At 73.7% G+C, this 14461-nt stretch carries 16 protein-coding genes; 11 read left to right on the forward strand and 5 right to left on the reverse strand.

The features are described from left to right. Nucleotides 1-5 precede the first annotated feature (5 nt). From ACH4XV_RS24175 to ACH4XV_RS24185, 3 genes are all read left to right on the forward strand, one after another. Nucleotides 6-461, forward strand: coding sequence for a DUF4440 domain-containing protein (locus ACH4XV_RS24175; RefSeq protein ID WP_395793081.1), 456 nt, complete (start codon nucleotides 6-8; stop codon nucleotides 459-461). 78 nt (nucleotides 462-539) lie between these two features. Further along, the gene (locus ACH4XV_RS24180; protein WP_395793083.1) at nucleotides 540-2711 is read left to right on the forward strand and encodes a UvrD-helicase domain-containing protein; all 2172 of its coding nucleotides are present in this window, start codon (nucleotides 540-542) and stop codon (nucleotides 2709-2711) included. Between the two features lie 111 nt (nucleotides 2712-2822). Then, a complete protein-coding gene (locus tag ACH4XV_RS24185) occupies nucleotides 2823-3692 on the forward strand; it encodes a pentapeptide repeat-containing protein (protein WP_395793085.1) in 870 nt (289 codons plus the stop codon). 25 nt (nucleotides 3693-3717) lie between these two features. Here the strand turns inward: ACH4XV_RS24185 and ACH4XV_RS24190 are convergent, their stop codons facing one another. Next, a complete protein-coding gene (locus tag ACH4XV_RS24190) occupies nucleotides 3718-4509 on the reverse strand; it encodes a hypothetical protein (protein WP_395793087.1) in 792 nt (263 codons plus the stop codon). A gap of 289 nt (nucleotides 4510-4798) precedes the next feature. Beyond that, complete coding sequence (locus tag ACH4XV_RS24195; RefSeq protein WP_395793089.1) at nucleotides 4799-6289, reverse strand: PLP-dependent aminotransferase family protein; 1491 nt, start codon at nucleotides 6287-6289, stop codon at nucleotides 4799-4801. 103 nt (nucleotides 6290-6392) lie between these two features. Between ACH4XV_RS24195 and ACH4XV_RS24200 the strand changes: the two genes are divergently transcribed. The 3 genes from ACH4XV_RS24200 (at nucleotide 6393) to ACH4XV_RS24210 (ending at nucleotide 8741) form a co-directional block, all read left to right on the forward strand. After that, nucleotides 6393-7145, forward strand: a complete 753-nt coding sequence (locus ACH4XV_RS24200) for a metallophosphoesterase (RefSeq protein WP_395793091.1) — start codon at nucleotides 6393-6395, stop codon at nucleotides 7143-7145. A 50-nt stretch (nucleotides 7146-7195) separates the two neighbouring features. Beyond that, complete coding sequence (locus ACH4XV_RS24205; protein WP_395793093.1) at nucleotides 7196-8023, forward strand: PP2C family protein-serine/threonine phosphatase; 828 nt, start codon at nucleotides 7196-7198, stop codon at nucleotides 8021-8023. Between the two features lie 97 nt (nucleotides 8024-8120). Next, nucleotides 8121-8741 (forward strand): cyclodeaminase/cyclohydrolase family protein, encoded by a 621-nt coding sequence (locus ACH4XV_RS24210; RefSeq protein ID WP_395793095.1) that lies wholly within the window; start codon nucleotides 8121-8123, stop codon nucleotides 8739-8741. Between the two features lie 45 nt (nucleotides 8742-8786). Here the strand turns inward: ACH4XV_RS24210 and ACH4XV_RS24215 are convergent, their stop codons facing one another. After that, nucleotides 8787-9161 (reverse strand): hypothetical protein, encoded by a 375-nt coding sequence (locus tag ACH4XV_RS24215; RefSeq protein WP_395793097.1) that lies wholly within the window; start codon nucleotides 9159-9161, stop codon nucleotides 8787-8789. A gap of 185 nt (nucleotides 9162-9346) precedes the next feature. Here ACH4XV_RS24215 and ACH4XV_RS24220 point away from each other — a divergent pair, with 185 nt between their 5' ends. The 4 genes from ACH4XV_RS24220 (at nucleotide 9347) to ACH4XV_RS24235 (ending at nucleotide 11288) form a co-directional block, all read left to right on the forward strand. Further along, nucleotides 9347-9607: a DUF3099 domain-containing protein gene (locus ACH4XV_RS24220; protein WP_395793099.1), complete on the forward strand. Its 261-nt coding sequence runs from the start codon at nucleotides 9347-9349 to the stop codon at nucleotides 9605-9607. Between the two features lie 127 nt (nucleotides 9608-9734). Beyond that, on the forward strand, nucleotides 9735-10022 hold the full coding sequence (locus ACH4XV_RS24225) for a hypothetical protein (RefSeq protein WP_395793101.1): 288 nt from the start codon (nucleotides 9735-9737) through the stop codon (nucleotides 10020-10022). A gap of 113 nt (nucleotides 10023-10135) precedes the next feature. Further along, on the forward strand, nucleotides 10136-11005 hold the full coding sequence (locus ACH4XV_RS24230) for an NAD(P)H-binding protein (RefSeq protein WP_395793103.1): 870 nt from the start codon (nucleotides 10136-10138) through the stop codon (nucleotides 11003-11005). An 85-nt stretch (nucleotides 11006-11090) separates the two neighbouring features. Continuing rightward, nucleotides 11091-11288: a hypothetical protein gene (locus ACH4XV_RS24235; protein ID WP_395793105.1), complete on the forward strand. Its 198-nt coding sequence runs from the start codon at nucleotides 11091-11093 to the stop codon at nucleotides 11286-11288. Nucleotides 11289-11369: 81 nt separating this feature from the next. On the opposite strand, the gene ACH4XV_RS24240 is transcribed toward ACH4XV_RS24235, so the two are convergent. Continuing rightward, entirely contained in the window at nucleotides 11370-11561 is a 192-nt protein-coding gene (locus ACH4XV_RS24240) for a hypothetical protein (RefSeq protein WP_395793107.1), read from the reverse strand. A gap of 129 nt (nucleotides 11562-11690) precedes the next feature. Here ACH4XV_RS24240 and ACH4XV_RS24245 point away from each other — a divergent pair, with 129 nt between their 5' ends. Further along, entirely contained in the window at nucleotides 11691-12551 is an 861-nt protein-coding gene (locus tag ACH4XV_RS24245) for a hypothetical protein (protein WP_395793109.1), read from the forward strand. A 31-nt stretch (nucleotides 12552-12582) separates the two neighbouring features. On the opposite strand, the gene ACH4XV_RS24250 is transcribed toward ACH4XV_RS24245, so the two are convergent. After that, nucleotides 12583-14376, reverse strand: a complete 1794-nt coding sequence (locus ACH4XV_RS24250) for a SpoIIE family protein phosphatase (protein ID WP_395793111.1) — start codon at nucleotides 14374-14376, stop codon at nucleotides 12583-12585. Nucleotides 14377-14461: the final 85 nt, after the last annotated feature.

Genomic DNA, 14461 nt, shown 5'->3' on the forward strand with positions numbered 1-14461 from the left:
GCCCAATGACCAACGAAGCAGAAACCGAAACCGAAGCCACAACCGCGACCCGAGCCCAAGCCCAAGCCGACCACGAATCCGCGATCCGAGCCGCCGTCACCGGCGAGCTGCGACTGCTCGATCCCGCCGTACGACGCTCCCGAAAAGCCGTGTCCGCACTACTCGACCCCGACTTCGTGGAGTTCGGACGCTCCGGACGCCGCTGGGACCGCGACAGTACCCTCGACGCCCTGGCCACCGAGGAGCCGATCCGAACGACCGTGTCCGCGATGTCCGGCACCCTCCTGGCCCCGAACCTGGTCCACCTGACCTTCCGAACCGAGTCCACCGACCGGCACACCCTCCGCAGTTCCCTGTGGCGCCACTCCCCGGAGGGCTGGCGAATGTACTTCCACCAGGCCACGCCCACCTCCGCCGACACCGGCCACCGGCGCGTGTCTTCAGGCATCGAGCCGGATTAGCATGGACATGCGACGTGATTCGCGAGCGGCCCGCCCGAAAGCCGGCGCCGCCCGGGAGCGCAGCGGGGGACGGGTGCGATGCGGGCTGTGGAGGCGGGTGGGTCGCTGGCCCGGCTCGCGCGCGATGCGCGGGCACGGGAGCGGGAGTTGCGGCGGGAGTGGGTGGCCGCCCGTCGGACGGCGCTGCGGTTCGAGGCCGCGTCGGCGGCCGAACAGCGGGTCGTGGCCCACCTGTTGCTGTTGCTCGGCTACGGATGGCGGCTGCTGGCCGACCGACGTTGGCCGGGCACCCGGGCGGCCAACGTCGACTTGGTGCTGGTCGGGCCCGGCGGGATCCACGTGGTCGACGTCAAGAACTGGCGCGACGCCCCACGGGTCGCGGACGGGCACCTGTTCGCGGGAGAGCGGCCCCGGGACGACGAGGCGGCGAAGCTGTCGGCGATCACCCGGATCGCCGAGGAGGCGGTGGGGCCGCTGGGCATCTCGCCCGTGGCGGTGCAGCCGCTGATGGTGTTCGCCGGCCATCGGGTCGACGCCGTCCTCGGCCGGATCCGGCTGCTCGGCGAGGCGCAGGTCGGGCCGGATCTGGCGGCCCTCCCGGCCCGCCTCGACCCGGCCGCCGTGGCGGTGATCGCGGACCGGCTGGCGCGGGTGTTCCCGGCGTACGAGGACACCGTCCGGGCACCCGTCGACCCGGTGCCGCCCGGGCCGCGCGACGGGGCGTTCGATCCGCGCGAGTTCGCCGCCGCCACGCTGCGCGCCGCCCGACTCGGGCCGATCGAGCGGTGGATGACCTACCTCGACCCCGGCCAGTGCGACCTGGTCCGCGCCGACTGGCCCGGCCCCGCGCGGATCACCGGCCCGGCCGGGACCGGCAAGACCGTGGTCGGCCTGCATCGGGCCGCCTATCTGGCCCAACACGGCGCGGGCCGGGTCCTGTACGTGACCTTCACCGCGAACCTGCCCCGCGTACAACGCACGTTCCTGGCCGACTTGGCGCCGGTCGCGGTGGATCGGGTGGACTTCCACACCATTCACTCCTGGGCCCTGCGCTTCCTCGACGAACACGGCGCCCGACCCCCCGGCCTCGACGCCGCCCGCGCAGCGGCCGCCTTCGACCGAGCCTGGTCCGAAACCAGCACCGAGACCCGACAGACCCGCACCCACGAACGCCTCACCCGCATCGCCGCCTCCCCCGCGTACTGGCGCCAGGAGATCGACCACCTGATCAAGGGCCGAGGCATCGAGACCTCCGCCGAGTACGCCCGCCTGCCCCGCCCCGGCCGCCGAACCCGACTGACCCGCGCCGGAGACCACGACGCGGTATGGCGGTTGTACCGGCGCTACGAGCAACTACTGCGCGCCGAAGGCATCTCCGACTTCAACGACGTCCTGACCGCCGCCCTGCGCCAGGCACGCCGACGGCCCCGGGTCGCATCGCCCTACACCTCCGTGATCGTCGACGAGGTACAGGACCTCACCCTGGTGGGCGTGCGCCTGCTGCACACGCTGGTCGGCGACGCGCCCAACGGCCTGTTGCTCATCGGCGACGGCCAACAGGCCGTCCACCCGGGCGGGTTCCGCCTCGCCGACGCGGGCCTGGTGATCCCCGACGAGCACACGCACGTCCTGCGCCGCAACTACCGCAACGCACCGGACATCGTCCGCGCCGCACTCGAGGTGGTCGCGTCGGACGGCTACGAGGACCCGGCACTCGGCCGCGTCACCGCCCCACGCCCCCTCGAATTCGCAGACCGGACGCGCGCTCCGGACACGCCGGCCGAACCCAACCCCGCCGTCATCCGGGCGAACCTCCCCTCACCCGCCGACCACGACGCCGCCCTGCTCACCACCCTGCTCGCCGACCCCCGCACCTGGCCCGACACCGCCGTCCTGTGCCGATCCGGCGCCGACGTCGTCCACTACGCGGATCTGCTCGCACGGGCCGGAATCCCGGTATGCCCCCTGGCCCGCTACGAGGGCCGCACCACCGCCGGCGTCAAGGTCGGCGGCTACATCCGAGCCAAGGGGTTGGAGTTCAAGCACGTCCTGCTGCCGAGATACGACCTGGCCCACTCCACCTGCGACCGAGGCGGACTCGCGGCCCGAGAGCGCGCCGAGGCGGCCCGACGCCGGCTGTTCATCGCCATGGTCCGCGCCCGCGACACGCTGTGGCTGGGCCACGTCACCCCCGCCTCGACCCCGAACCCGCCCACTCCACCGGGTCACCCCACCCGCCCCATCCGGTGATCACCGCCCCGACACGGTCACCGGGGCCGATCGGGGACAATGGACGGATCGCCCCGAGCCGACCGCGACCCCCTCGCCCGGCTCCCCCACCCGGTCAGGAGTCCCCGTACCGTGCCCGAGCAGCGCGAACCCGCAGCACCCGGCCTCGACCCGGTCCTCGTCGACGCGCGTGCCCAGGCCCTGCGCGCCGACTGCGCGAACTGCTTCGCGCTGTGCTGCGTCGCGCCCGCCTTCGCCGCCTCGGCCGACTTCGCCATCGACAAGCCCGCCGGCCGCCCCTGCCCGAACCTGCGCACCGACGACTTCGGCTGCGGCGTACACACCCGCCTGCGCACGATCGGCTTCACGGGCTGCACCGTCTACGACTGCTTCGGCGCGGGCCAGAAAGTCGCCCAGGTCACCTACGCCGGCCGGGACTGGCGCCGGGCGCCGCACACCGCGCAGCAGATGTTCCGGGTCTTCCCGGTCATGCGTGACCTTCACGAACTGCTGCGCTACCTGAACGAGGCACTGTCCCTGCCGGCCGCGCACCCGGTGCACGCCGACCTCGGCACCGCCTACGACGAGACCGAGCAGCTGACCCTGGGCAGCCCCGCCGACCTGCTGCGGGTCGACATCATGGCGCTGCGGCAGCGGTACAACCCGCTGCTCCTGCGCGCGAGCGAACTGACCCGCGCGGCCGTCCCGGGCCGCAGGAAGGACCGCCGGGGCGCGGACCTCATGGGGGCCCGCCTGGGGGGCGCCGACCTGCGCGGCGCGAACCTGCGCGGGGCGTACCTGATCGGCGCCGATCTGCGCGGAGCCGACCTGCGCCTGGCCGACGTGATCGGCGCGGACTTGCGCGACGCGGACCTGCGCGACGCCGACCTGCGCGACGCCCTCTACCTGACCCAGTCCCAACTCGACGCCGCCAAGGGCAACCCCCGAACCAAACTGCCCGCCGCCTACACCCACCCCGCCCACTGGACGCAGACCCGGTGAAACACCCTCACCCGCCGGCGCGCGCTCACGGGTAGGTCCTGCGGATCTGGTAGATATCCGGCGCCACCCGGTTGGAGTGGGAGCGGATCAGGGCGGCCAGGGTGTCCGGCCAGACGGTGGTGCGGGACCAGATGACGCCCGCCAGCACCGGAATGTCCAGGTGGTCGACCCGGGACAGGTCGGTGTCGGAGGCGTCGATGGGCTCGGCGCGGATCTCCTCCTCCAGGCACGAGGCGAGGCGGGCCGCGGAGCCCGCCGCCGCAAGGGCCGCCGCGGCAGGGATCGTTCGGCCCGGCTCGGCCGATGCGCGAAGGCGTTGCTGGGCGGCGTCCAGGGCTCGGCCGCTGTCGGCCAGTGCGGTGCCCAGGGCCTCGGCGAGTGCGCCCGGCCGCGAGGGGACGAGGATCGGGAGCGGAGTGAGGCGGCTGCCCAGGCAGCGGGCCTGACCGGCGGCCAACGACAGGGCGATCAACGCCTCCGTCCGGCGGTGCCGGCCGTCGCCCCGGCACGCCGACTCCAGCACCCGGAACGCCCGGCCCACCGCCGCCCGATGCCCGAGGACCCACCCGCGGATGTCCCGGGCCCGTGTGCGCAGCACGATCGCGGTCCGCGCCGGGCAGCGGTCCGGCGGTACGAGCAGCTCCGCGTGCGCGCTCGGCCCGTGCTCGTACCGGTCGCACAGGGCCCGGCCCAACTCGTCGCCCAGGTGCGCCCAGGCCAGGCGTACGGCGGCCGGGTCGGCATCCTGGTCCGGGGTCGACAACACGCGCAGATCGTGCTCGGTGAAGGCACGTCGTTCCTCGTCGGAAATGTTCATCGAGCCGCCTCCTGCTGTCGCAAGTCGAACCGCCACGCCGAACCGCACGTCGAGCCAGAGGGCCGAACAGGAAGGGGCAGGAGAAAACGAACCGAAGCACGAGCCGGCGGAATCTCGGGGACGAGAAAGGCGCTTTATGAATAAAGCCGTACCTTGTCCGCGTGCTTCAAGGTATCAGCCGACCCCCGGTTTGCTCCATGGATGTGACACCCTGGGTTACCTCATGGATCTTCCGCGTCACCGTTTCCCGCCGGGCGCACGCATGGCGCGCGTCGAGCGCGTGCCCGGGTCACGGCGCCCGCAGCACCTGCGCCAGCGCGTCCAGGGTGCCCGGCCAGGCGTGTCCGGGCGAGGCCGCGAACCCGACGAGGATGCCCTCCTCGGGGGCCGGCCCGTGCCACAACTCCCGTACGCCGCGCAGCGCCATCCCGCACGCCGCGGCACGCGCGAGCACCAGATCCTCGTCCGGGCCGCCCGGCGGCAGCGTCATCAGTACATGCAGCCCGGCCGGCACACCGCGGAACTCCCGCCCAAAAGCCGCCCATTCGGTGCCGAAGCGGCGCACGAGCAGTTCCCGTCGACGGCGATAGCTCAGCCGGGCCGCGCGCACGTGCCGCTCGTAGTCGTGCCGGTTCAGCAGATCCGCCAGCACCGACTGGCCCAGCCCCTGGGTGTGCCAGTCGGCCCGGTGCTTGGCCCGCACCACCGGTTCGACCAGGTGTCCGGGCAGGGCCAGCCAGGCCAGCCGCAGCCCCGGTCCCAACGTCTTGGACACCGACCCGCAATACGCCACATGCTCCGGCGCCATGCCCTGCAACGCGCCGACGGGCTGCCGGTCGTAGCGGAACTCGCCGTCGTAGTCGTCCTCGACGATCAACGCGCCACTCGCCCGCGCCCACGCGCACACCTGGTGTCGGCGTCCGGGGCGCAACGGCACACCCGTCGGATACTGGTGCGCCGGCGTCAACACCACCGCGCCCAGCGCCGGATCGGCCAGCCGCTCGAAGCGCGCGCCCTCGGCGTCCACGGGCAGCGGCACCACCGCCGGCCCGGCGCGGCGGATCACGTCCCGATACACGTTGTGCCCGGGGTCCTCCATCCCCACCGCACGCACCCCGGCCTCGGCCAGGACGCTCGCGAGCAGCCCGATCGACTGGTAGAAGCCCGTGGTGATCACGATGCGATCGGGCGTGGTCAGCACGCCTCGGGTACGGCCGAGGTGTTCGGCCAGCGCGGTGCGCAGTTCGAGCCGGCCCTGCGGATCGCCGACGCCGTGCACCGCGAGCGGCGCGGCGGTGGTGAGCACCCGGCGGGTGGCGCGCAGCCACGCGGCGGTCGGGAAGGCCGATACGTCCGGCAGGCCGGGGCGCAGGTCGAACCGGGGCGCGCCGGCCTCCGGCGCGCCGTGTGAGGTCTCCGGTCCGGCCGGCCCGGGCAGGTCTGCGACCCGGGTGGCGGCTCCCTGACGGGCGATCAGGAATCCTTCGGCGACCAGCTGATCGTAGGCCGCGGTGACCGTCCCGCGCGCGAAGCCCAGGTCGGCGGCGAGCCCGCGCGTGGACGGCAGCGCGGCACCGGGCGCCAGCCGCCCGCCGCGGATCGCCGCCCGCAGGGCCCGCTCCAGACCGACCCTGCGGCCCTCGGCGGTGTCCACGTCGACGTGCAGGTCGATCGCGGCGGCCACACCGCCCGCGCCGGGCCCACCGGCCGCCGCGCCCGCGCCGTCCGGCTCACCCACCGCGCCCACCGCGCCCACGAAACTGGACCAATCCTTCGGCATTTCACTGGATCTTAACCCTGGTCCGGTGGCCCGCGTAGCGTCTACGTCATCACGACCGGCTACACCGGAACAACGTTTCCCCTCGCCCTCAAGGACCCGCCCGATGATCGTGTTCGCGCATCTCAGTGACACCCACCTCGACGGCAGCCGGCGGGCCGCCAAGCGCACCCGCGCGACGATGGAGCACCTGAACACGCTCCCCTTCGACCTGGACGCGGTCCTGGTCACCGGCGACATCGTGGACCGCGGCCTGCCGGCCGAATACGACGAGGCCCGCGCGGTGTTGGCGTCCCGGCACCCGCTGCTGATCCTGCCCGGCAACCACGACGTACGCGGGCCCTTCCGGAAGGGGCTGCTCGACGAGCCCGCCGACGACGCCCCGATCAACCGGGTGCATCGCACGGAGCGCGCGGTGTACGCGCTGTGCGACTCGTCGATCCCGGGCCGCGACGACGGCCTGATCGCCGACGAGACGCTGACCTGGTTGACCGGGGTGCTGGACGAAACCCCGTCCTCCGTACCGGTGTTCGTGGCCTTCCACCACCCGCCGGTGGAGTTGGGCATTCCGACCATCGACGCGATCCGCCAGTTCGGCGCGGAGCGCCTCGCCGCCGTGGTCGCCGATCGGCCCAACGTGGCCGGACTGCTGTGCGGGCATGCGCACACGCCCGCGGCCACCACGTTCGCCGGCAAGCCGTTGATCGTCGCCCCGGGCGTGGTCTCCACCGTCAACCTGCCGTGGGAGCGCGCCGACGAGGACGCGCCGTTCGTCGACGTGGACATCCCGCCCGCGCTCGCGTTCCACATCCTGGACGACGCCGGCCGGCTCACCACACATTTCCGCACGGTGGTCTGATCGCCCGATAGCGTGCCACGGTACGCCAATCGGAGCGAAGGGGGCCGCTCATGTTCGAACGACGCCGGCAGGACCCGGGGGCCGCGGGCGGGGTCGGTTTCACGGCGGGCCCGGCGCGGGTGCTCGCGGCGGCGGGCAGCGTGGTCGGCACCCGGTATCGGGCCAACTTCGACGTGTTCGGCCTGGACCCGGACCTGCGCCTGGCCGCCGTGGTCGACGGCATGGGCGACGGGCCCGGGAGCACGGCGGCCGGACGGATCACCATGACCGGGTTCACCGAGACGGTCCGCCGCGCCGTGCACGGGGGCGGCGCGGCGGACCCGGCGGCGTTGCGGGCGGGCGTGGCCGCCGTCCAGGACCGGGTGCTGGCCGCGGCCCGCGACCTGGACGGGGTCACCGGCTGCACGCTCACCGCGCTGGTCGCCGACGCGGGCGCGGCGAGCGACCCCGAGGGCGCCGCGTGGCTGGTCCAGATCGGCGATTCGCGCGTGTATCGCCTGCGGGCCGGATACCTCGAGTTGCTGACGGTGGATCACACCGAGGCGTGGTTGGGCGCCGTCTACGGCTGGTACCCGGCCGACTCGCCGCAGGCCGCCGCCGCGCGTTATCGGCTCGGCCGCTATCTCGGGCACCCGGGTCGGCCCGAACCGGACGTGCTCAACGTGACGTTGCGGTCGGGCGACGTGTACCTGCTGTGCACCGACGGCGTCGCCGAACAGGTGGACTACCGCACGCTCGGCCGACTGCTCGCCGCGCCGGGGGCGCCCGCGGGGATCATCGAGCGTCTGCTCACCGCGACCCTGGACGCGGGCGGCCACGACAACGCGACCGCGATCGTGCTCCGCGTGGCGGAGTCGGCGGCGGGCTCGACACACTGACCGCGCGAGGGTTGCCGCCGGCACCGAGCTCGGCACACATTCGTGCGAGGATTCCCGGACATGCGGCAGTCGCCCCCCGAGCAAAGGACGAACTCCCATGCGGGACGAGAAGATCGGCGAATTCCTGGCCCGGCTCGCCGACCGGGTGCCGGCGCCCGGCGGCGGCGCGGCGGCCGCGCTGCACGTCGCGCAGGCCACCGCGCTGCTCGGGATGGTGGCCCGCTACACCACGGGCGAGCAGTACACCGAGCACGCCACGTCGATCGCCGAGGTGATCTCGCTGACCGACGAACTGCGGGCCATGGCACTGCGCTTGGCCGAGGCGGACGCGGCCGCGTTCACCGCGGTGACGGAGGCGTACAAGCTGCCCCGGGAGACCGCCAAGGAGGTCTCCGACCGGTCGGCGACCGTAGCCGTCGCGCTGGTCGGCGCGGCCAAGCCGCCGGCCGAGGTGATCGTCCTGGCCTCGGCGTGTGTCGAACTGGCCGAGAAACTGCTGCCGATCGCGAATCGGACGGTGATCACGGACGTGGCCGCGGCGGTCGAGGCGGCGCGGGCGGCGGCGACCACGTCCAGGGTGAACATCGAGGTCAACCTCAACAGCATCAGGGACGAACAGGTCCGCACCGAACTCGCCGCGCAGACCGCCCGCGTGGACGACATCACGACCCGCGCCGACGAGGTCACCAAGGCGGTGCGGGCGGTGGTAACCGGCTGAGGCGGCGATCGGGGCGGGGCCGGTTCCGGCGCCGCCCCGATCGCCTCACCACCTCGCGACGCGGCGTCCCTCGTGCTCGTGCCAGCGGCCCGGGAGGTCGATGATCTGGGCGCCGGCGCTGATGAACCGATCCGCGATGGCGCGGGCCCGCTCGGGGTCGAGCGAGAAGACCCACAGGCCGGGGATCAGGACGATGCGGACCGCGCCGGCCAGCACATGGGCCAGCAGTTGTTCGAGGGCGGGTCGTTCCTCGCGCGAGGAGACGCCGTTGTCCAGACACACCACCGGCCGACTCAGCCCGATGCCCTGCGCGTACGCCGTCAGCGCGTTGCGGTGGGCGGCCATCTCCCACGGGTCACGCGGGTAGCACCGCAGGTAGGCGACCGGCGCGCCGACGTGCGGAGGGGAGACGGTCGTCATGGCGACTGATTCCTTTCCGGCGATCGGCACGGACCCGCGGTCCCGCCTGAGCGCAAGTGAACACCTTCCCCACCCCAGAGGTCTATACCAATATTGTCATTCCTGGTAACTCCCGGGCATCGGCCCACCGTGGCGGCCGTCGCGGCGTCCCGTCGTCTTGCCGCGACAAGTCGTACCGTGAAGGCATGAGCACCAACGACCCGGGCGGCCCGGGTCCCGGGGGTGCCACCCCGAACGGGCCGGTCCCGTCCCAGCGCCGCCGCCGCAAGCGCTACTTCGTGATGATGGGCGTGTGCCTGGTGCTGTTCCTGCTCGCCGGCACGGTGGTCTACCGCTGGTCGTTCCCGGCCGCCGCCGGCATGACGATCGTCGCGATGGCGATCCCCCCGTTCGCCGCGATCGTGGCCAATCGCCGCGAGCGGGGCGACCGCTGGTGGGACGAGTGACGCGCCCCGTCGGTCACGGATCGGTTCCGACGCGGTGACAACCCGGAAGGCGACGAACCATCGCCCCCTCCCGGTCCGTCCCTTCCGACGACCCGCGAACGCGCGGGGTGTGGGGGGAAGGGCGGACATGGCGGGCAACGCGGGCATACAGGCGGCACGACGGGGCGCGACGACGCTGCGGGACGACCTGCTCGAGCGAACGATCCCCGCAGAGCACACGATCCCGGGCGAGCGCGTCGACCCGGGCGGGGTGCGCCGAGTCGGCCGGGCCGCCCGACAGGGGCTGCTCCTGCTGCTCCTCGTGGTGGTCGCGGCGGGCCTGGCCGCCGTCTACCCGGACCAGGCGCACCAGGCGTTCGACCGATCCCGCCCGGTCCTGGACCTGATGCTCGGCCCGCTCGGCGACGTGCGCTGAACCGGGCGCGCCGGATGGGCGTGGTTCGGCGGGAGAGCGGCAACCGCGCAGTAGGGTCGGTGGCCGAGCGGCCGGGCCGGGCCCGATCGCGCGAGTCGGGAAAGGACGCAGTCATGGCACCAGTCATCGCGGTCACCGGAGCGAGCGGGCAGATCGGCGGCCGGGTCGCCCGGCGGCTCGCCGAGGCCGGCGCGACGCAACGATTGGTGGGACGTGATCCGTCCCGACTGCCCGAACTGGGCGGCGCGACCCCGGCGCCGCCGGCGACCTACGCCGACGGCGAGGCGATGCGCCGGGCGCTGGACGGCGCGAGCGTACTGTTCCTGGTCTCCGCCCGGGAGAGCGCCGATCGGGTCCGCGAGCACATCTCGGTCGTGGACGCCGCGGTCGCCGCCGGGGTCCACCGCATCGTCTACGTGTCCTTCCTGAGCGCCGCCCCCGACGCCACCTTCACCTTCGCCCGCGACCACTGGCACACCGAGCAGCACATCCGCGACTCGGGACTGCGGCACACCTTCCTGCGCGACAGCCTGTACCTGGCCGGGCTGCCCGCGATGGTCGGACCCGACGGCATCATCCGCGGCCCGGCCGGCGACGGCCGGGTCTCGGCGGTGGCGCACGCGGACATCGCGGACGCCGCGGCGGCGGTCCTGCTCGGCGGCGACGCGCACGACGACCTCACCTACGACCTCACCGGCCCCGAGGCGATCACCCTGGCCGAGGCCGCGGCGGTGCTCACCCGCTTCGCCGACCGGCCGATCGGCTACGTACCCGAGACCCGCGACGAGGCGTACGCCTCACGCGCCCGCTACAACGCGCCGGCCTGGGAGATGGCCGGCTGGGTGAGCTCCTACGAGGCGATCGCGACCGGCGAGATGAGCAAGGTCTCCAACGCGGTACCGATGCTCACCGGCCGCCCGGCGCAGAACCTGGCCGGCTGGCTGACCACCCACCCGCAGTCCTGGAGCCACCTCAAGCCCTGAACCTCCTCCGACCGGCACGTCGGGTCGCTCCCCCGACCGGCCGTGCCCGGGTGCGGGGCACCGCAAGGACGGGTCTTCTGGGGCTATGCACCCCAGACACCCGATCATCGAGCTGACCGAGCTACTGATGCGCGAGACCGATCTGCCCCAGGATCGCGCGAACGCTCTCGTACGCCGCATCTGGGACGCGGGCGTGGCCGAGGGCACCCGGCGGATGATGGACGACCTCGCCGCCGCCAACCGCGAGAGCGAGGAACTGCGCCGCGCCCTGGACGACGAGTGAGCCCGCCGCGTCCGGAGGCGTGATGTCCCCGCTCGGGGCCGGACCGGGACACCACGCCCGCCCGTGACGCGGACGACGCGCCTACAGCGGCAGCGTGCCCGCGAGCTGGTTGACGTGGTTCAGGTTGTTGAGGCCGTCGGGATAGACCGAACGGGGCACCCCGGCGACCTGGCCGGTGTTCGGAGTGGGCTCCTGCGCGGAGGCGGCGGACGCGCCGAAGGTCACGGCGAGGGCGGTGCCGGCCAGAGCGGCGGCGGTGATGCGCTTGATCATGTCCCGCCCAACGAGGGCCCGCCCACTTGGTCACCGCGCCGCGCGCCGGCGGCCCCCGGTTCACCTGATCGGCGTCGGTAGCCCGGTCCGCAGGGGGAACCGGAGCACGGACACCGAGGAGGAGGGCCGATGCCGGCGGCGCACACCACCCACCCGCAACTGGCCGGATGGTGGCAGGACACCATGATCCGCGAGGGCCGGCTGCCGATGACCCTGGCGTTCGCGTCGCTGCTGCTCACCTTCCTGATCACGCGCACCATCACCCGGCTGATCCGGGCCGGGCGCGGCCCGTTCCGCAACCTCGACAGCGGCGGCGTGCACATCCACCACGTGGTCCCGGGCATCGTGCTCGCCCTGATCGGCGGCTTCGTCGGCGTCGGGTCCGGCGAATACCTGGTCGGCCGCGCGGTCGCGGGGGTGCTGCTCGGGATCGGCGCGGGGCTGGTCCTGGACGAGTTCGGGATGATCGTGCACCTGGCCGACGTGTACTGGTCCGAGCAGGGCCGGATCTCGATCGAGGCCACCGTGCTGACGATCGCCGCGGTCGGCCTGGCGGCGAGCGGATTCGTGCCCTTCGACGCGAAGCCCGAGGGGGACAGCGTCGACGATCGGGTGGTGTGGGTGATCGTGCTGCTCCTGGACCTCGCCATGGCCGCGGTCACCTTCGCCAAGGGCAAGGTCGCTACCGGCGTGATCGGCGTGTTCATCCCGATCGTCAACATCGTCGCGGCGATCCGACTGGCCCGCCCCGGCTCGCCGTGGGCCCGCCGACGCTACCGTGACCGCCCGCGAAAGTTGCGCCGCGCCCAGGCCCGGGCCGCGCGCCACGACGCCCGCTGGGGCCCGGTCCGCCGCCGCTTCGAGGACACCATCGCGGGCAGCCTGATTCCGACCCCGCCCGCCCCGACGCCGCCCGGGGAAGCCCGCCGGCGGGTCACGGTGACCGGCACCCGGCACACCTGGACCCGCCGGGCCGCCGACCCGAACTGACGCCCGGCGCGCACCGGTTACGCCCGGCCGGTCAGCGACCCGCGGCCGATCCGCCGGGGGCCGCCGGGCGTCTTCGGGCGGCCAGGACCGCGATGTCGTCCTCCGGCTTGTCGGTGATCATCCGGGCGATCACCGTGTCCACCAGGCGCACCAGCGGAGTCTCCGCGGTCAGTCCCACCCGGGTCAGTCGTTGCAACGACTCGCCGATGTCCTCGCCCCGACGCTCGACCAGACCGTCGGTATACATCACCAGGACCCGGCCCGGATCGCTGCGGCGCCGTACCGAGGCGTAGCCGCCGAAGCCGGTGCCCAGCGGCGGTCCGACCGGCACGTCGACCAGTTCGGCCGCGTCGCCCGGGCCGACCAGGAGCGGCGGCAGGTGGCCGGCGCTGGCGAAGGTGACCGTGTCCGTCGCCGGGTCGACCAGGACCAGCAGGCAGCTGGCCACCCGTTCGATACCCGCCTTGGTGCTGGTGCGGTCCACCGCGGCCAGGATCTCGTGCGGCTCCAGGTCGGAGCGGGCCTGTACCCGCAGCAGCGCCCGGAACTGGCTCATCTCCACGGCCGCCTGCACGCCGTGTCCCATCACGTCGCCGACCGCGAGCAGGGTGCGGCCCCCGCTCAGCGCGACCGCGTCGTACCAGTCGCCGCCCACCTCGACGCTGCTGCCCGCGGGCCGATACCGCGAGGCCAGCTCGATGTCCGGGTGCGGCGCGTCGGGCGCGGCGAGCAGCGCGTGCTGCAGGGCCAGCGCGATGTCGTGCTCGTGCGCGTAGCGGCGCGCGTTGTCCACGCTGATCGCCCCGCGCCGGGCCAGGTCGCGGGCCAGGATCACGTCCTCGGGAGAGAACTCGTCGGCCGCGCCGTGCCGGGACATGGTGACCATGCCGATCGCACTGCCCCGGGCGACCAGCGGCAGCGCCACCACCGAGTGCAGGCCCACCGAGCGGAACACCGCGAGCCGGTCCGGGCTGGACACCTGCCGGGCCATCTCCTCGTCGGCCGCCCGGTTGACCACCACGGGGCTGCGTTCGCTGAGCGCGCGCGGCACCATCGAGCCCTGCTGGTAGTCCACGTTCTCGCCGGGTTGGCGCAGGATCGCCGCCTGTTCGGCCATGCCGGGCCGGTGCGAGAGCGCGGCGCGCCACATCCGGACCAGGTCGAGCGGTTGGTGCGGGGTGCCGTTGGCGCCCTCGACGGCGAACACGTCCACCGTGGCCACGTCGCTCAGCTCGGCGACGAACAGCTCGGCCAACTCCTCGCAGGTCTCGACCAGATCGAGGGTGGTGCCGACCCGGGTGGCGGCGGCGTCCAGGACCGCGAGCCGGCGCCGGGCCGCGTCCAGCTCCAGCTGGGTGCGCCGGGACTCGGACACCTCCAGGAGCACGGCCGCCAGACCGACCACCTCGCCCTCGTGCTCCAGGCGGTGGTAGGCGCCGTGCCACCAGCGGCGGCCGGGCGGGCCCGCGTGCGTGGTCCCGGAGGAGGTGGCCTCGCGGGGCACGCCGTCGCGCAGCACCGCCCGGAGCACGTCCTCCTTCGCGTCCAGGTCGGGCAGCACCTCGCCGATGGTGCGGCCCAGGTGCACCTCGGCCGGCAGGCCGTTCATCCGGGCCAGCGCCGGATTGACATAGAGGTAGCGCATGGTCGGGCTCATCACCCCCACCGCCGCCGGCGTGCCGTCGAGCAGGCCCTGCAACACCGCGTAGGCGCCGACATCGCGCACATCCCCCGCGCGTGTACCCACCAGTCGTGCCACCGCGCCGGTCACGGCGTCGAACTCCGGCACCATCATCGGCGGGTCCGCGTACTCGTCCAGCGCCACGCCTGTCCTCTCCGGCCCCGAGGCCGATCGGGCGCCCGGCCCCCGAAGCCGTCCCATCGGCTTCCAGTCTGGGCCACGGCGACCC

The sequence above is a fragment of the Embleya sp. NPDC020630 genome, from assembly GCF_044334985.1.
Lineage (GTDB): Bacteria > Actinomycetota > Actinomycetes > Streptomycetales > Streptomycetaceae > Embleya.